Origin of the sequence: Paraburkholderia sp. 31.1 (assembly GCF_014397645.1) — a bacterium.
GTDB lineage: Bacteria > Pseudomonadota > Gammaproteobacteria > Burkholderiales > Burkholderiaceae > Paraburkholderia > Paraburkholderia tuberum.
Map to the genome: position 1 here is coordinate 26,192 of NZ_VZQN01000053.1, position 17,067 is coordinate 43,258.

Consider the following 17,067-nt stretch of genomic DNA (forward strand, 5'->3'; position numbering starts at 1 on the left):
TCCCATGCCGGGCTCTGTCCTCCACGCCAGGCGTCATCGTGGCGCAGTCAGCGCCAATGGACAGCGCACCTCGGCCTGTTCGCGCCGTCGACATCGCCACGCCCGCTCGAATTCCTTACTGCCACATGGCTCTCCAGTGCCTGTTTTTCAAGCAAATAATCGCCTTTTGCCCGTCTGGTCGTCCGAAAAAAGCGCCCGGATTCGTTACAATGCGAAGTTGCGCTCGCTCGCCGCTGTCCATAGGCCGTCCCCGCTTTTCGCGTTTCGTCGAACTCACGCCCACCCGCGGAACGCCGCCGACGCCCCAGATCGAGCCGCTCGCGCGCGAAGCCGCCCTCTTTTCACTACTGCTGCCCACCCATCATGTCTCTGTTCTCCGCCGTCGAACTTGCTCCCCGCGACCCGATTCTGGGCCTGAACGAAGCTTTCAACGCCGATATGCGCGCCACCAAGGTCAACCTCGGCGTTGGCGTGTACTTCAATGAAGAAGGCAAAATTCCGCTGCTGCGCGCCGTGCGCGAGGCGGAAAAGGCCCGCGTCGAAGCCGCGCTGCCGCGTGGCTATCTGCCGATCGAAGGTATCGCCGCTTACGATGCCGCCGTGCAAAAGCTGCTGCTCGGCAACGACTCGCCGCTGATCGCGGCCGGCCGCGTCGTCACGGCGCAGGCGCTGGGCGGCACGGGCGCGCTGAAGATCGGCGCGGACTTCCTGAAGCGCGTGAATCCGAATAGCAAGGTCGCGATCAGCGATCCGAGCTGGGAAAATCACCGCGCACTGTTTGAAGGCGCGGGCTTCGTCGTCGAATCGTATCCGTACTATGACGCGCAGACGCACGGCGTGAACTTCGACGGCATGTTGAGCGCGCTGAACAGCTATGAGGCGGGCACGATCGTCGTGCTGCACGCGTGCTGCCATAACCCGACCGGCGTCGACCTGAGCGTCGAGCAGTGGAAGCAGGTCGTCGAGGTCGTCAAGGCGCGCAACCTCGTGCCGTTCCTCGATATCGCCTACCAGGGCTTCGGCGACAACATCGAAGCGGACGCGGCAGCCGTGCGTCTGTTCGCGGCGCAGGAACTGAACGTGTTCGTGTCTTCGTCGTTCTCGAAGTCGTTCTCGCTGTACGGCGAGCGCGTCGGCGCATTGTCGATCATCACCGCGAACAAGGAAGAAGCGGCGCGCGTGCTGTCGCAACTGAAACGCGTGATCCGCACCAACTACTCGAACCCGCCGACGCACGGCGGCTCGGTGGTCGCGGCCGTGCTCGCATCGCCGGAACTGCGCGCGACGTGGGAAAGCGAACTGGGCGAAATGCGCGAGCGCATCCGCGCGATGCGCAATGGTCTCGTCGAGCGTCTGAAGGCAAGCGGCGTTGATCGTGACTTCAGCTTCGTGAACGCACAGCGCGGCATGTTCTCGTACTCGGGTCTGACGGCACCGCAAGTGGACCGTCTGCGCGAAGAGTTCGGTATCTATGCGGTCAGCACGGGCCGCATCTGCGTGGCTGCGCTCAATACGCGCAACCTCAACGTCGTCGCCACCGCGATTGCTCACGTGCTGAAGTAAGGCGATTCACAGCGCGGAGGTTTGCCGTGCAAGTCCAGCAGGTTCGCTGCTGTCACCGCCTGTAAAAACGGCGCCCTTTTCTGAAAGGGCGCCGTTTTTTTATTTTCTGACGGTTCGGCCTTGGTTGGCGCAGCGTCGGGGCTCTCCGCGAGGAATCAGCGCGAATCCCGATGAATATCGTGCGTGACGAACCCGGCATCGTTTTCCGGCATATCGAGCCAGTCGGGCTGCTCGAGAGAACGGAGAATATCTTCGAGACCGCTTCGCCAATGCTCGCGCATCGTCGACAGACCGAATTGAAAGTCCTTGTAGTGTCCTTCGTATTCCTTGTGCCGGTAGATCAGGTGAATCACGTTGTAGCGCTTTGAACACGACAGATCTTCGGCCAGCTTGCACCACGGATCGTCGCGTTGGTCTTCTGGCACACGGTCCAGCACCTCGCGCAGTACGTGGCGGAAACGCTGCGAGCGCTGCAGCATGTCGGTCACGAGACGCGTACGGCTCGAATACTGGATGTCTTTCATGCGGCCCTGCACGTCGGTGAGGTTGTCCGGCACCGGCCCGATCGCGCTCCATAGGTCGACCTGAAACGCGAGCGTGTCGCGACGCGGCGTGGACTGGAGCATCTCGTAGAGCGGCGTATTCGACATCAGGCCGCCGTCCCAGTAGAACTGACCGTCGATCTCGACGGCCGCGAAGCCCGGCGGCAACGCGCCAGACGCTATGAAATGCTCGGGCCTGAGCGTGGTGCGGGTATTGTCGAAGTACGCGAAATTGCCCGTGCCGCAATTCACCGCGCCCACCGACACGCGTATTTCGCCGGAATTAATCCGGTCGAAATCACACAGCGACTCGAGCGTGGCCTTCAGCGGCGTGGTGTCGTAGTAGCTCGCCAATTGCGGCGGACCGGACACCGTGGGCAACGGCGGTGGGAAACGCGGCACGAAAAAGCCCTTTTGCCCTTCGACGATCGCGCTCATTGCCTGCGCTGCCGTAAATGCCTTGCGCACCGCTTCGCTCGAATTGAACAGCAGGTGTTCGATCGGAGCCGGCAAGGGCGCCCCGAACGCCGGCTGGCAGATCGTCTCCCAGAATTGCAGCAGACGCTCGACGCGTCGTTCCGGTGGATTGCCCGCAATGATCGCCGTATTCAGTGCACCGATCGAGATGCCCGCGATCCAGTTCGGTTCGATGCCGGCTTCGTAAAGTCCCTGAAAGACGCCGGCCTGATAGGCGCCGAGCGCGCCGCCGCCTTGCAGCATCAGCGCGACGGTTTCGTAGTTGGGCAACCGGAGATGCCGGCGCGGGCGGGCGGCGACCGACGGACCCGCTCCCTCCCCGTCGCCCGGCACGCCCACCCGCGCCCGCTTCAGATTGCGTTGCGCCATGGGCCGCCCCTTAGTGCATGTACCAGCCGTGGCTCACGACGAACGACTGGCCGGTCAGCGCCGCGCTCGGGAATGTCGACAGGAACAGCACGGTCTGCGCGACGTCTTCGACCGTCGTGAAGATACCGTCGACGGTACCGCCCAGCATCACGCGCTTGATCACTTCCTCTTCGCTGATGCCGAATTCTTTCGCCTGCTCGGGAATCTGCTTGTCGACGAGCGGCGTGCGCACGAAGCCCGGACACACGACGTGCGAACGCACGTTATGCGCAGCGCCCTCCTTGGCAAGCACGCGCGACAGGCCCAGCAGAGCGTGCTTCGCGGTCACGTACGCCGACTTCAGCGGCGAGGCGAGATGCGAGTGGACCGAGCCCATGTAAATCACGACGCCGCCGCGATTGTCCTTGTACATGTGCTTGAGCGCGGCCTTGGTGGTCAGGAACGCGCCGTCCACGTGAATGGCCTGCATCTTCTTCCAGTCCGAGAACGAATAGTTTTCGATCGGATTGACGATCTGGATGCCGGCGTTGGAAACGAGAATGTCGATCGAACCGAATTCCTCGGCGACCTTGTCGATCCCCTGGTTGACGGCATCTTCGTTCGTCACGTCCATTGCCACGCCGATTGCCTTACCGCCGCCCTTTCTGATTTCTTCAGCCACGGCTTTCGCGCCGTCCTGGTTCAGGTCGGCGATCGCGACCGCAGCACCCGCGGCCGACAGAGTCAACGCGATCTGTTTGCCAATGCCGCTCGCGGCACCAGTGACGACGGCAACTTTGCCGTTCAGATTCGAGTTCAGAGACGACATCCAGAACCTCCATGCAGTTGATGAGCAATGAGACCACGAGACCGCGCGCGGCGAGAAGTCGGCCAAACGGCATAGACCGTTCGGCGGATGCAGCGCGGCGGCCGACTTTGCTATTGTGCATGAACCCTGTGAACGACATAGGTAAAACGCACATCGAACCGTATCTCTTTAAACTGGACGCTTTCGGGCTGAATCCGGGCTCCATTCCCGTGGCATCACCAACCAGGAGACATGCATGAATTATCGACGTCTGGGCCGCTCGGGCCTGCAAGTGAGCGAGTTGTCCATTGGCTCATGGGTCACGTACGGCAACCAGGTGGATCACCGCGCCGCGCGCGAATCGCTTGCCGCGGCGCGCGACGCGGGCGTCAATTTCTTCGACAACGCCGAAGTCTACGCGGGCGGCAAATCCGAGGAGATCATGGGCCATGCGTTGAAGGAGCTCGCGTGGCCGCGCGTGAGCTACGTCGTGTCGACGAAATTCTTCTGGGGACTCAACGAAGCGCCGAACCAGTACCACACGCTGAACCGCAAGTACCTGATGAACGCGATCGACGCGTCGCTGAAGCGCCTGCAACTCGACTATGTGGATCTCGTGTTCTGTCATCGTCCGGACCCGAACACGCCGGTCGAGGAAACGGTGTGGGCAATGAGCGACATGATCGCGCGCGGCAAGGCGCTGTACTGGGGCACCTCGGAATGGAGCGCCGACGAGATTCGCGCCGCCTATGAAATCGCCGAGCGGCATCATCTGCACAAGCCGGTCATGGAGCAGCCGCAATACAACCTGTTTCACCGCAAACGCGTCGAGCAGGAATACAAACGGCTCTACGAGGACATCGGCCTCGGCCTGACCACGTGGAGCCCACTCGCATCGGGTCTGCTCACCGGCAAATATCGTGACGGCGTGCCAGCCGACAGTCGCGCGCAGTTGCAGGGCTATGACTGGCTGCGCCAGCAGCTCACGGACCCGACCCGGAACAACGTGGTCGGCCAGCTCGGCGCGGTCGCCGACGAGCTCGGCTGCACGGTCGGTCAGCTCGCGATCGCGTGGATTCTGAAGAATCCGAATGTCAGCACGGTGATCACCGGCGCCTCGCGGGTCGAACAGATCGGCGAAAACATGCAGTCCGCCGAGGTGGCCAAGCGCATCACACCGGAGATAAAGCAGCGGATCGAGGAGATCATCGGCGACGCGCACGAGTAATCGCGCGCGCAGCGCCACGCACCGGGTGGCTAACCGGGCACGCGCGGTCGCGTACAATACGCGACCGCGCGTCGCCGGCTCCTTCGGGCCAGCCTGCGCTCTCTCAGCGTCCTCTCATCATGCTCAGCTACCGCCACGCCTTTCATGCCGGCAATCACGCCGACGTTCTGAAACACGCCGTCGTGTTGCAGCTCCTGCGCTACCTTGGCCAGAAGGACAAGGCCTACTGGTATATCGACACGCACGCGGGCGCCGGCGTTTACTCGCTGAAGGAAGGCTACGCGACGAAGACCGGCGAGTTCGAGACGGGTATTGCGAAACTGTGGGGCCGCAACGATCTCCCGCCGCTGTTCGCCGAATACGTCGATGAAGTCAGCGCGCTCAATGCCGATGGCCAGTTGCATTTTTATCCGGGCTCGCCGTATCTTGCGTGGCGACAACTGCGCGCGCAGGATCGTATGCGGCTCTTCGAATTGCACAGCACCGAAATCGACGTGCTGCGCCACAATTTTCGCGACGCGGGCCGACGAGCAATGCTGTATGCGGGCGACGGCTTCGACGGGATTCTCACGCTGTTGCCGCCCGCGCCGCGCCGCGCGCTGATCCTGCTCGACCCGTCGTATGAAGACAAGCGCGATTACGGGCGCACGCTGCGCTGTGTCGAGGAAAGTCTGAAGCGGTTTCCGACCGGCACGTATGCGGTCTGGTATCCGCAGGTCAAGCGCCCTGAGTCGCAGCGCTTTCCCGATCAACTGAAGCAGTTGCAGAAGGACAACTGGCTGCACGTCAGCCTGACCGTCAGCAATCCGCCGGAAGACGGCTATGGGCTGTTCGGTAGCGGCATGTTCATCCTGAATCCGCCGTATACGCTCGCCAAGACGCTGAAGGATCAGATGCCATGGCTCGTCAAAACGCTCGGCGAGGACAAGGCTGCGACGTTCAAGGTCGAATATCGCGGCAATTGAACGTGATGAGCGGCGCGTGAGCGTGCCGCGCGCGGTTCCCCGTCACCTGTCTTGCGCAACCCGATCTCCGCATACGCTCACTTGAACTGCGCCGCCGCCTTGCTCGCGAACTGGTTCGTATAGGTAGCACTCAGATCGATCTTCTTCGGATCGAGCCGGCTATCGAACGACGACAACGCGCGCAGCGACGTCGTCGGGCCATCAGCGGGCATCAGTCCGTCCGGCGAATACGCGTCGCGCACGTTGTGAAAGGCGTCGAGATAGAGCGTCGGGTCACCCAACAGATAGGCTTGCGGCACCATCTTCAGCAGATCCGCGTCGCTCGCAGTCTGCAGCCAATGATTCGCACGCACGATCGCGTTGGTCAGCGCCTGCGTTGTCTTCGGATTTTTCTGGATGAAGCTTTCGGCCGCGTAAAGCGTCGCCGCGGGCATCATGCCGCCGAACACCTCCTGCGTACCTTTCACCGTGCGCGTATCGACAAGCACCTTGATGGCGCCGCTACGCGTGAGCTTGGTCATCATTGGATCGACATTGGACAGCGCGTCGATCTGCCCACTGCCCACCGCGGCCAGCACCGTCGCGCCGCTGCCGACACCGATCGCCGAAATGTCGCTGCGCTGCACGCCGGCCTTGCGCAACGCAACGGTGAGCACCAGATCCGTCGACGAACCCGGTGCGCTCACACCGACCTTCGCGCCTTTGAAGTCCGCGAGCGACTTGATCTGATCGGCCTTCGACTTCACCACGCCGATCACGATCTGCGGTGCGCGGCCCATCAACACGAACGCGCGATAGTGCTGACCCTTCGCCTGCATGAACAACGTGTGCTCGAAGGCGCCCGCGCCGACTTCGGCGCTGCCGCCCACCACCGCTTCGAGCGCTTTCGAGCCGCCCGCGAAATCTTCGAGCGTGACGTTCAGGCCTTCGTCCTTGAAGTAGCCGAGCTGCTGTGCGGCGAGGACCGGCAGATAGTACAGGCCAGGTAAGCCGCCGACGGCCATCGTCAGTGACGGCATTTCCGGCGTGTCCTTCGCGAACCCAGCGCCGGGCAACGCAGCCAGTGCGAGCAGCATCACGCAGGCGCGCGTCGCACGCTGCATCCATTGATTGAGCATGGTGACGTCTCCTTGTTGTGTTTTCCGTTCGAAGCAGTGACGCAGGCGCACATGCCGAGATCGAAGCTCACGGCGGCGAGGCGCGCAACGATTGTCGTCGGACGGTTTCACGGACGCCATGCGCCCAAACCCGAATGAGATTGTCGGGTGCGAGGCAAGCTGGCGTATGGGGGAGAAACGGGACCGCGCAGAAGCACCGACGACGATCTCTCGCGCCGTCGGTGCCTATTGCGGAAGGGGCACCGCTCGAGGCACCGGCCGCGGCACGCCACCACCCGCCGGCAATTGGATATACGGCGCGACCACGAACGGCGGCGACGATTCCGGAGGCAGCTCGACCGGTGCCGCGATCGGCGGCGCGGCGACGATCGGCTCCGGTGCAGGCGGCGAGCTCAGCAGTACGGTACCGCTCTGGCCATTATTGACGCCGCCAAGCGTATCGAGGATCACGGGGGGACGCCCGTTATCGGACACCGCGAATGCGTCCGACGCGGCGCAGAGGGCGGCGAGCGTCGCCATGGCGGCCACGGCCATCACGGCTCGGAAAGTTTGCTGCGAACGGACGGAGGACATGGACAGCCCGATGGGTTATGAATGCCGTCTTGCGCGAAAAACGCCATACATTACCGCGGGCCGCGTTACGAAGCTAGTCGATATTCGCCATCAGCAGCTTTCTTGCGCCGTTCACTCGAAAAAACGTCGAAGGCACACGCGGATTTCGATGTCCAGATATGACAAAGCCCCGCTTTGACGGGGCTCGACATTGGTACTGCACGGCCGCGCAAAAGCAGGCGCCGCCAGGTCAAACTCAAAGCGGAAACTTACAGCGAATAGCCGTTGGTTTCGAGCGAACGGATGCGCTGTTCGAGCTGAACGATATCCGACGACGAGGCGAGATATGCCTCACGACGGCTACGTTCCGCGGTTTCGAACCAGGTGCTGAGCTTCTCAAGAATGAATGCAAACATGATGTTCTCCAAGGATCAGATCGAATCCCCGGTGATTTGACATCGGGGATTTCCCGTAAAAGGGTTAACCCGCATTATAGCCCTAAGGTGCAACCTGAACAGTGAAATGCCCGCATGGTGTGCATTCCGTTTTGGAATAGTGCACTGTAAAGGTGCGATGCAGTTCCTGATTTTATTGGGATTCATCCAGGCGTTCTTTAAGTGGACGTCATTTTCGCAAGTTTTATGCGCACTTTCGGTGCATGAATCGCTCGACCTTAAGAATCGGCAGGCCGGGTTGCACTTCGATTAGCCGCTAAAGCGGACGGCAACCTTGTCCCGATAAAAGATCGGTGTCCGCCAGTCGCTCGATAATCGGACAATCTGGCCGGTCATCACCATGGCAATGATCGGCCAGATGCGCGAGAGTGTCGCGCATGTCCGTCAGTTCGGCGATGCGTCGATCGAGTTCGGCGACATGTTCGAGCGCGATCCGCTTTACTTCGGCACTTGCACGCGAGCGGTCGTGCCATAGAGCAAGCAGCCGCCGGATATCCTCGACCAGAAATCCGAGCCGGCGAGCCTGGCGAATAAAGCGCAAGGAATGCACTTCCTGCGGGCCATACACGCGATAACCGGCACTCGTGCGCGCCTTCGCAGTCAATAGGCCGACACTTTCGTAGTAGCGGATCATTTTTGCCGTAACGCCCGACACGCGGGCCGCTTCGCCTATGTTCATGACTGTTTCCCCAAGGTTGCGGCTGAACTCCAATCGATCCTACACCTTCCCATGCTGGGAAGGTCAGCTACCCAAACAAGGTACGGCAGGCATAATTCGACTATCCGCAATCTGATTCCGCCGAGGTCTTTGCAATGACAATCGAACTCCATGTAGAAGGCATGAGCTGCCAGCACTGCGTTGCCGCTGTCACGAGCGCGATTCGCGAGCACGACGCCGCCGCGCAGGTTCAGGTGGATCTCGCGACCGGCCGCGTGCTCGTGGAGTCGGCGCAACCCGTCGATGCGCTGAAGGCCGCGATTGACGAGGCCGGATACACGGTCACGTCTGTGCGCTGAGGGTGCCGCGCATGTTCAAGGTTGCCGTAATAGGTGGTTCCGGATTGCTCGGCCGCGCGCTCAACGACGAACTCGCGCGCCAGACCGGCTGGCAGACCGTCTCCACCGCATATAGCCGAACGTCTCCGCGAATGGTCGCGTTGGATGTTCGCGATAGCGTTGCGGTCGAGCGTTTCATCGACCGCGTAGCGCCGGATGCCGTCGTGATTGCCGCGGCGGAGCGCCGTCCCGATGTATGCGAGCGCGATCCGGCGCTTGCTCGCGCGCTGAACGTCGATGCCGTGCGAATGATCGCCGGGGCGGCGAACCGACACGGCGCGTGGACACTGTCGATCTCGACCGACTACGTGTTCGACGGCACGCACCCGCCCTATCGTCACGACAGCACACCTGCGCCACTGAACGCGTACGGACAGAGCAAGCTCGAAGGCGAGCGAGCGCTGACCGACACGGCCGAGGGCGGATGCGTGCTGCGTCTGCCGCTGCTTTATGGTCCGATCGTCAGTTGGTCGGAATCGGCCGTGACTAGCCTCGTGCCGCCGATCGCAGCGGCGGCGGCGCCGGGGGCCCAGGCTGCCAGGATGGACGCTTGGGCGATCCGCTATCCTACGTTCACGCCCGATGTCGCTTTCGTGATCCGACAGATGCTCGAGCGGCACGCGCGCGGCGAAACGGTCTCTGGCATCGTGCAATGGTCGGGCGACGAACCGATGAACAAGTACGAGATCGCCGTGCGCCTGGCAGAAGCGTTGCAACTCGACGCGCGTCTGACGCCCCAGCGCACACCCACCGACGCGACGCCGCGCCCGCACAACTGTCATCTGGCATCGAGCCGTTTAGAGGTACTCGGAATCGGCCGACGCACGCCTTTCGATATGGCGATCCGGGAGGTGCTGGCCGCGTTTCCGTGGCAGGGACAGGCAACTTCCGTATGATCCGGCGCCTTGCGTGCGTGCGGTAAGCGGCTGGCGAACCCACGTTGACGAACGGTGAATCAGGCGACAGCGGTAAGAGGTTGCCAGTTATGTGGCAGCAATGCGGCGATGTCGCTTGCCCTGTGGGTGGGCGGCCGTGTCCCGATGTCTTTCAGATATGCGTGGGGTTCGTGACCGTTGAGTTGCGCTGAGCGGATGAGGCTCATGATTGCGGCCGCACGTTGGCCAGCGCGCAGCGACCCGGCGAACAATCAGATCCTCTCAAAAAACCCAATGGAAAAGGTTGGTTTTCATGGAGTCGGCGCGTTTGGCTGGAGCTGGAATCCGAGGGCGGAGGCACGTCGCCTGAGGGCTGCGATGCTGCGCTGGCGCTGCTGTTCCTGATAGCGCTGCTGCCCCTGGTCGACGAAGGCTTCGCCGCGCGTGAGCATGAAGTACACCATGCGGGCAAGCTTGTGGGCGACCGCGGTATTGGCGCGCGGCTTGTCCATGCGTGAGCACAGCCGGCGGTAGAACGCGCCGAGCGCCGAGTCGCTGCGCGACAGGCTCATGGCTGCCATTTTCAGCGCCTGCCGGGCGCGGTTGGCGGAGGGTCGTGTGCCGGAAGACAGCGTCTTGCCGCCACTGATCTTCGTGGCGGGGCACAGGCGCAGCCACGAACAGAAGTGCTTGACGCTGGCAAAGCGGCTCAGATCCGGGCCGATCTCGGAGAGGATCGTCATCACGGTGGCCACGGACAGGCCGTTGATGCGCGTCAGGTCCACGCCCGTCCAGCGCGCGAGCGCGGTACGCGCGTCGAACCGGGGGGCGTTCTTCTGGCGTTTCTTGTCCGGCCCGGCCAGTTGGACGTCGTGACGCCCCAGGGGGACCAGCAGCGCCTCGGTCTTCGCATCGCACTCGAGGATGCGCTCGGCGAGACTGTCGAACATTGCGAGCGCCTGCGCGAGCACGAACAGGTGCTCCTCGCGCCAGTTGCCGGTCAGCGCCCTGATGATGTCTTCGGTACTGGCCTCGACGAGACTGTGGCGGAAACGCGCGAGCACCTTCGGGTCGCGTTCGCCGGCCACGATCGCGCGGATGATCATCTGCAGCAGTGCCTTCTGCATGCGCTGCACCCAGCTACCTTGTTCGGTGAGCAGCAGCTCGCGCTGCCGCACCACCGCGCGCACCACGCAGACCTCGCCAGCGGGGCACCAGGCCGCACGCAGCAGTCCGAGACTCATGAGCTTCTGCAGCCACTGGCAGTCCTGTACGTCGCTCTTGCGCCCCGGCACGTACTTCATCTGCCGCGCATCGACGAGCCAGACTGTCAGCCCGCGCTGCTCGAGCACCTCATACACCGGGATCCAGTAGACGCCGGTGGATTCCAGTGCCACGGTATCGACGCCGCACGCGAGCAGCCAGTCGGCCATCGCGTGCAGGTCACCGGTCATCGTGCCGAACTCGCGCACCGGCTGGTGGTCGGCCGTCCGGGGGACTGCCACCCAGTGGCTGGACGCGCCCACATCGATCCCGGCGGCGTTCGGATACACCTCATCGTCTTCCCGCTTGCGCATGGCCATGGCCTGCTCCTGGCTGGTTGGTTCAGGGCAGCACCAGGGGGAAGCGTCTGAATCGACTCGATCTCTCAAACGGGATGCAGCTCGCGCCGCTCACCAATGTCACCGACGATTCCCGGACCATGCTATGTACCGGGCTCGCCACACGGCGTCCGGGGACGTCGCATGCGCGCACCAGTGATCTTCCGGTCATCACCGCGCTGCCGCCTGTGTTATAGCCCATCATCGTTTCTTCCGGAACACCGGGGACGATTGGCGGCCTTCGGAAGCTATGTAGCGTGAGAGTCGTCAAGGCCCGAGTCGTAAGATTGACCGTGCCAAGGTTTGCTCAACGGAGGGCATCATGGACGCAAATCACGTTACCGGACCACATGCTGAGGGCGTCATCCTGGCAGTGTCGCTTGAACTGTCTGCCGCCCAGTGGAAGGTCGCGCTTCACGACGGATTCAGGGAGAAGCCGGCGGTCCACACGGTCAGCGCGCCACAGGCGAACTTGCGACTGCAGGCCGTTCTCGAACTCATCGCGCAGCACAAGCAGAAGTGGTCGCTGCCGTCGAACGAGCTAGCGTCAAGACTAATGGGATGGACGCCCCCACCCGAAGCGGCATCAATGTGCAAAAGTGGATGTGTCGAAGCAACCACCTGACCGAGGGGAGCGCCCATCATGAAGATTACGACAGTTGCCATCGATCTGGCGAAGAACGTTTTTGCCGTCCATGGTGTAAATGAGCATGGTCGAACGGTGCTGAAGAAAGTGCTCAAGCGAAATCACGTTGCGGGCTTCTTCGCCAACCTCCCCGCCTGCGTGATCGGGATGGAAGCGTGCGCCAGCGCGCACGATTGGGCTCGCAAGCTGCAGGCCATGGGCCATATGGTCCGACTGATTGCACCGCAGTTTGTCAAACCGTACGTCAAGACGAACAAGAATGACGCGGCGGATGCTGAGGCAATCTGCGAGGCAGTCGCGCGGCCGAACATGCGTTTCGTGCCGGTCAAGAGCATCGAGCAGCAATCGGTGTATAGGCAACTTGATGAGCAGGGACTTCAGGCGGCGAGTTTCTGCTGAACCGGTTGATCGTCTTTCACCGGTCAGTACGCCAACCACGATGAAGCACGGCGCGACATCAACCAGTACATCGTCGGTTTTTACAACGCAGTACGCTTGCATTCGACTTTGGGCTATCTGTCGCCCGTTGCCTACGAGGCAAAACCGACAATAAAAGAACCTATCAGCCTGTCCGAAATAACTTGACCACTACAATTAAACCCGCCATTGCGCTTCGACCTTGAAACCGCCCTTTCCACGTAATGATTTGGCTTACTGATACGCATAAGACGTAAGCGACGTTTGGCGGCCGTCTTGACGATCAGAATTTGATCTCGAAGAGGCGTTGGTTGACGTCCTGGAGGTCAAAGGCAGCAGGATCGAAGCTACCGCCGCACCAGTCGAGCAACAGCTGGTGTTCCTCATGAGCGGGATCGATGATCGCGTCGAGGAACTCGATGTAGCCGGGTACGCCGCCAACATCTTCCGGTGGACAGGCATTGCGGCCGTCCAGGCAGATGGGCGAGCGCAACTCAGGATCAGGCGGCAGGACCTTCTCGACCTTCACACGATGCTGCCAGTTGTCACCGTAATCGTAGATGTAGGTGAATGACTTCAGCGCACCGAGCGCACGGCCCAGGTTCACCCGCGCTTCGTTGAGCATCGGCGGGTCACTCGGGAAGTCCGGATCGGGCACCCCGTAGTTGGTGTCGCCGAACACGAATTCGTGCAGGTGGCCGCCATCCCAGCCCATCGCCCACAGCAGCACGACGTGCAGCTTCGGCAGCCTGATCGAGGCGGGGGCCAGTACCCGTCTCCAGACCGCTGGCTTCAGATACTTCAGCTCGATGTGCAACTGGTAGACCGGTACCTGTGAATTGACCGCGCGTAACGCGGGTTTGCGAGTCGATGCCATCGTCATGCGGCCTGCTGGAATGGCTGCTCCACCGGCATCAAATGCCACGGCAGCAACGCGTCGATCCGGTTGATGGGATGATCGGCGATGCGCTCGAACACCATACGCAGATACGCATACGGTTCGATGCCATTCAGGCGTGCCGTGCCGATCAGGCTGTAGATGACCGCCGCACTCTGTCCACCGCCATCAGAACCTGCGAACAGATAGTTGCGCCTGCCGAGAACCAGCGGCCTGATCGATCGCTCCGCGGTGTTGTTATCTATCTCGATGCGCCCGTCTTCACAGTAGCGCACCAGCGCGTGCCAGTTCCCCAGCGCATACCGGATGGCCTTGCCAAGGCCCGACTTCGCCGAGACCTGCGCGAACGTATGTTCCAGCCAGTCCTTCAGTGTGCCTGCGAGCGGCAATGCCCGCGCCATGCGCACGGACTGCCGGACCTCCGGCTTGCGGCCGCGCACCTCGCGCTCGATGGCATACAGGGCTGCGATGCGGCTGAGTGCCTCCTGCGCCACTGGCGAACGCTCCAGTTCGTACAGGTCGTAGAACTTGCGCCGCACATGCGCCCAGCACGCTGCCTCGATGATCGTGCCATCGCGGTACAGCGCATCGTAGCCACTATAGGCATCCGCCTGCAGGATGCCTGACCATCCCTGCAGATGCGTACGGGGTCGCTCTCCCTTGCGGTCGGGCGAGTACTGGTACCAGACCGCCGGGGGTGCCCGGCTGCCCCCCGGCCGGTCGTCGCGTACATACGTCCACAGGCGTGCCGTACGTGTCTTGCCGCGTCCGGGTTCCAACACCGGGACGGGCGTGTCATCCGTATGGATTTTCTGCGCCTCACGCACATACCGGCCAACGGCATCCGCCAGCGGCTGCAGCAGTGCGGCGCACTCGCGAACCCACGAGGCCAGCGTGGCACGGTCGAGTTCAATGCCGGCACGGCGATAGATTCCTGCCTGCCGGTATAACGGCATATGGTCAGCGTACCTGGCGACCATCACCTGTGCCAGCAGGCCGGCTGCGGCCATGCCGCGTGCGATCGGGCGCGACGGCGCCGCCTCCTGGACGACCTTCGCACAACGGCTGCAGCTCAGCCGGGGGCGCACATGGCGAATCACCCGGAAGTACCCCGGCACGTAGTCCAGCATCTCGGAGGCGTCTTCACCCAGCTTGCGCAGTCGGCCACCGCATTCGGGGCAGTCGCAGCCCTGTGGCCTGTGCTCCACCACCTCGCGTGGCAGGTGCGCAGGGAATTCGCGCGAGCGGCGGCGCAGTGGAACCACCGGCGCTGTCGTGTCTGCGGGTTCATCCGACGCCGCTTCTGGCGCCGATGCCGGCACGGCACCCTGTTGCGGCAGTGTCCCGTCACCCAGTGCGAGCTGCAATTGTCCCGTCAGTTCTGCCATGCGTTCCGACGAGCGCCCGTACTGCCAGCGCTTCAGACGCGAGATCTCGGCGAGCAGGCGCGCGATGGTTTCTTCGCGCGAAACAAGCATGCGCTTGAGTGTGTCGATGTCGTCGGGGAGTCGGTTGACTGGCATGTCTGGGAGTTTACCAGGCACGTTCAGAAGTGGGAGCAAATTTACGCGGCGCATGTGGGCTTCCACGTCCGTTCGGGGCGTCGCCAGTCGATGCCTTCGAGCAGCATCGACAGTTGTGCCGCCGACAGATGGATGCATCCCGCGTCGGCCTGCGGCCAGATAAAACGGCCTCGCTCCAGGCGCTTGACGTACAGGTTCATTCCATCGCCACTCCACCACAGCAGTTTCACAAGATCGCCGCGCCGGCCCCGGAAGGCAAACACGTGGCCCGAGAACGGGTCTTGCTCAAGGGCCACCTGCGCCAGTGCAGCCAGACCATCCATGCCACGGCGCATGTCGGTGACGCCTGCGGCGAGCCAGATGCGGGTGCCTGTTAGCGCCGATGTAAAAATGACCCTGGCGCCGAAGTAAACCTGACCCACCTGGGAGACGATGGCGGCTTTTGCCGCCGATGCTGACTCAGGAGCAAGCAGTGGAAATCAAGGTATTGGCCCGGCGCGGGACGGCGGTGCGTGAGATAGCGAGGCAGACAGGTTTATCGCGCAACACCGTGCGACGCTATCTGAGGAACGAGCAGGCAAGCCGTTACAGCCAGCGTGAGCCGCGAGCAACGAAGCTCGACCCGTTCAAGGACTATCTGCTGGAGCGCGTCGCCGCCGCGCGGCCGCACTGGATTGCGGCAACGGTTCTGCTACGCGAATTGCAGGAGGCGGGATACGAAGGTGGCATCAGTCAGCTCAAGGCGTTTCTGGTGCCCCACAAGCGTTCTGAGGCCGAGCCAGTGGTGCGCTTTGAGACCGCGCCCGGCAAGCAGATGCAAGCCGATTTCACGGTTATCCCGCGAGGACGCGAGCCATTGCTCGCGCTGGTCGCGACGATGGGATACAGCCGCGCGAGCTTCGTGCGGTTCACCGCGCGTGAGGATGCCGCGACACTGTGCGAATGCCTGCGTGAGGCGCTCGTCTACTTCGGCGGCACGCCGGAGCATGTGCTGTTCGACAACGCGAAGTCGGTGGTCATCGAGCGCGATGCATTCGGCGAAGGCGAGCATCGCTGGAACCCACAGCTGCTTGCGCTGGCTGAGACCTACGGCTTCACGCCGAAGGTGTGTCGTCCGTATCGCGCCAAGACCAAGGGCAAGGTCGAACGGTTCAACCGCTATCTGAAGGAGAGCTTCGTTGTGCCGCTTGCCGCGACGCTCAGGTCATCGGGCTTGAGGCTGGATGTAGAGGCCGCCAACGCGCATATCGGTCGATGGCTGGCGGAGGTTGCCAACACGCGCCGTCATGCGACGACGGGCGAGCGTCCGGCAGTGAGGCTTGCTGCCGAGCAGGCGGCGCTTCTGCCGTTGCCGTTGCCGGTGCAGGCACCTGCGCTTGCTGTGCCGGACAACCGTCGCGTGCTGCCGCGTGAGAGCCTGCAGCATCCGCTGGCGGTATACGACGCGTTGCTGGAGGTCGCAGCATGAATCTGCAACATGAACGGATTGCCGGACTGTGTGCACAGCTGAAGCTGGACTGCATCGCCACCGACTGGGCGCCGCTCGCACAACGCACTGCGACGACCGATTCGAGTATGGCCGATTTCCTTGAACAGCTTCTGCAAGCGGAGCTCGGTGCGCGCGAGCAGCGCAAGCGTCAGGTGCTAACGAAGCTGGCGGCGCTGCCCGGCATCAAGACGCTGGAGCAGTACGACTTCAGCTTCGCCAGCGGCGCACCGCGTGCTCAGATTCAGGAGCTGGCGAGTCTGGCGTTCATTGAGCGGGCCGAGAATGTCGTGCTGCTCGGGCCATCCGGGGTCGGCAAGACACACATTGCGACCTCGCTTGCGTACCGCGCGGCGCAGGCGGGCATCAAGACGCGGTTCATCCCCCCCGCGTCACAATGGTTGTCGCCTGGATAAAATTGGAATCTGGGGGCGATAAAGAGAGAACAAGTTGGCGCGTTACGGAAAGACATTCAAGGACAGAGCGGTGGCGCGGTTGCTGCCGCCGGA

17 protein-coding genes and 4 pseudogenes are annotated in these 17,067 nt (G+C 62.6%); 10 read left to right on the forward strand and 11 right to left on the reverse strand.

The features are described from left to right. The first annotated feature begins 363 nt into the window (after positions 1–363). Complete coding sequence (locus F6X37_RS30770; RefSeq protein WP_187613921.1) at positions 364–1,563, forward strand: amino acid aminotransferase; 1,200 nt, start codon at positions 364–366, stop codon at positions 1,561–1,563. A gap of 155 nt (positions 1,564–1,718) precedes the next feature. On the opposite strand, the gene F6X37_RS30775 is transcribed toward F6X37_RS30770, so the two are convergent. Continuing rightward, positions 1,719–2,951 (reverse strand): DUF3734 domain-containing protein, encoded by a 1,233-nt coding sequence (locus F6X37_RS30775; protein ID WP_187613922.1) that lies wholly within the window; start codon positions 2,949–2,951, stop codon positions 1,719–1,721. Positions 2,952–2,961: 10 nt separating this feature from the next. Then, on the reverse strand, positions 2,962–3,759 hold the full coding sequence (locus F6X37_RS30780; RefSeq protein ID WP_187613923.1) for a 3-hydroxybutyrate dehydrogenase: 798 nt from the start codon (positions 3,757–3,759) through the stop codon (positions 2,962–2,964). Positions 3,760–3,994: 235 nt separating this feature from the next. Here F6X37_RS30780 and F6X37_RS30785 point away from each other — a divergent pair, with 235 nt between their 5' ends. Together F6X37_RS30785 and F6X37_RS30790 are read left to right on the forward strand one after the other, a co-directional pair. Continuing rightward, positions 3,995–4,966: a potassium channel beta subunit family protein gene (locus tag F6X37_RS30785; RefSeq protein ID WP_184062158.1), complete on the forward strand. Its 972-nt coding sequence runs from the start codon at positions 3,995–3,997 to the stop codon at positions 4,964–4,966. Between the two features lie 119 nt (positions 4,967–5,085). Next, the gene (locus tag F6X37_RS30790; RefSeq protein WP_184032566.1) at positions 5,086–5,931 is read left to right on the forward strand and encodes a 23S rRNA (adenine(2030)-N(6))-methyltransferase RlmJ; all 846 of its coding nucleotides are present in this window, start codon (positions 5,086–5,088) and stop codon (positions 5,929–5,931) included. A gap of 77 nt (positions 5,932–6,008) precedes the next feature. Here the strand turns inward: F6X37_RS30790 and F6X37_RS30795 are convergent, their stop codons facing one another. The 4 genes from F6X37_RS30795 to cueR form a co-directional block, all read right to left on the reverse strand. Beyond that, complete coding sequence (locus F6X37_RS30795) at positions 6,009–7,049, reverse strand: ABC transporter substrate-binding protein (RefSeq protein WP_187613924.1); 1,041 nt, start codon at positions 7,047–7,049, stop codon at positions 6,009–6,011. Between the two features lie 225 nt (positions 7,050–7,274). Next, positions 7,275–7,583, reverse strand: a complete 309-nt coding sequence (locus F6X37_RS30800; protein WP_184062161.1) for a hypothetical protein — start codon at positions 7,581–7,583, stop codon at positions 7,275–7,277. Between the two features lie 287 nt (positions 7,584–7,870). After that, positions 7,871–8,017 carry a DUF3563 family protein gene (locus tag F6X37_RS30805; RefSeq protein ID WP_018418650.1) on the reverse strand — a complete coding sequence of 49 codons (147 nt, stop codon included), beginning with the start codon at positions 8,015–8,017 and terminating at the stop codon, positions 7,871–7,873. A 295-nt stretch (positions 8,018–8,312) separates the two neighbouring features. Next, complete coding sequence (cueR, locus tag F6X37_RS30810) at positions 8,313–8,735, reverse strand: Cu(I)-responsive transcriptional regulator (RefSeq protein WP_187613929.1); 423 nt, start codon at positions 8,733–8,735, stop codon at positions 8,313–8,315. Between the two features lie 134 nt (positions 8,736–8,869). Between cueR and F6X37_RS30815 the strand changes: the two genes are divergently transcribed. Together F6X37_RS30815 and F6X37_RS30820 are read left to right on the forward strand one after the other, a co-directional pair. Beyond that, positions 8,870–9,073 (forward strand): heavy-metal-associated domain-containing protein, encoded by a 204-nt coding sequence (locus F6X37_RS30815; RefSeq protein ID WP_090803824.1) that lies wholly within the window; start codon positions 8,870–8,872, stop codon positions 9,071–9,073. An 11-nt stretch (positions 9,074–9,084) separates the two neighbouring features. After that, entirely contained in the window at positions 9,085–10,008 is a 924-nt protein-coding gene (locus F6X37_RS30820) for a dTDP-4-dehydrorhamnose reductase family protein (protein WP_187613925.1), read from the forward strand. Between the two features lie 59 nt (positions 10,009–10,067). Here the strand turns inward: F6X37_RS30820 and F6X37_RS30825 are convergent. Then, a pseudogene (locus F6X37_RS30825) lies at positions 10,068–10,259 on the reverse strand (transposase domain-containing protein); the annotation flags it as partial. Between the two features lie 39 nt (positions 10,260–10,298). Continuing rightward, positions 10,299–11,570: an IS110 family transposase gene (locus F6X37_RS30830; protein WP_187613926.1), complete on the reverse strand. Its 1,272-nt coding sequence runs from the start codon at positions 11,568–11,570 to the stop codon at positions 10,299–10,301. A gap of 340 nt (positions 11,571–11,910) precedes the next feature. On the opposite strand from F6X37_RS30830, the gene F6X37_RS30835 reads away from it, so the two are divergent. From F6X37_RS30835 to F6X37_RS30845, 3 genes and pseudogenes are all read left to right on the forward strand, one after another. Next, positions 11,911–12,213: a hypothetical protein gene (locus F6X37_RS30835; protein ID WP_410451441.1), complete on the forward strand. Its 303-nt coding sequence runs from the start codon at positions 11,911–11,913 to the stop codon at positions 12,211–12,213. Between the two features lie 18 nt (positions 12,214–12,231). Further along, positions 12,232–12,585: pseudogene (locus F6X37_RS30840) on the forward strand (transposase); the annotation flags it as partial. A 75-nt stretch (positions 12,586–12,660) separates the two neighbouring features. Continuing rightward, positions 12,661–12,819, forward strand: a pseudogene (locus F6X37_RS30845) (IS3 family transposase); the annotation flags it as partial. Between the two features lie 115 nt (positions 12,820–12,934). Here F6X37_RS30845 and F6X37_RS30850 read toward each other — a convergent pair. The 3 genes from F6X37_RS30850 to tnpB are packed head-to-tail and all read right to left on the reverse strand — an operon-like array spanning position 12,935 to position 15,494. Next, positions 12,935–13,528, reverse strand: a complete 594-nt coding sequence (locus F6X37_RS30850; protein WP_187613930.1) for a plasmid pRiA4b ORF-3 family protein — start codon at positions 13,526–13,528, stop codon at positions 12,935–12,937. 2 nt (positions 13,529–13,530) lie between these two features. After that, positions 13,531–15,072, reverse strand: a complete 1,542-nt coding sequence (gene tnpC / locus F6X37_RS30855; protein ID WP_187613927.1) for an IS66 family transposase — start codon at positions 15,070–15,072, stop codon at positions 13,531–13,533. 41 nt (positions 15,073–15,113) lie between these two features. Continuing rightward, positions 15,114–15,494 (reverse strand): IS66 family insertion sequence element accessory protein TnpB, encoded by a 381-nt coding sequence (gene tnpB, locus F6X37_RS30860; RefSeq protein ID WP_410451442.1) that lies wholly within the window; start codon positions 15,492–15,494, stop codon positions 15,114–15,116. Between the two features lie 29 nt (positions 15,495–15,523). On the opposite strand from tnpB, the gene istA reads away from it, so the two are divergent. Both istA and F6X37_RS30870 read left to right on the forward strand, forming a co-directional pair. Next, positions 15,524–16,540, forward strand: coding sequence for an IS21 family transposase (istA, locus tag F6X37_RS30865; RefSeq protein ID WP_187613928.1), 1,017 nt, complete (start codon positions 15,524–15,526; stop codon positions 16,538–16,540). Next, positions 16,537–16,962, forward strand: a pseudogene (locus tag F6X37_RS30870) (ATP-binding protein); the annotation flags it as partial. The gene istA and the pseudogene F6X37_RS30870, both read left to right, overlap by 4 nt. Positions 16,963–17,067 lie beyond the last annotated feature (105 nt).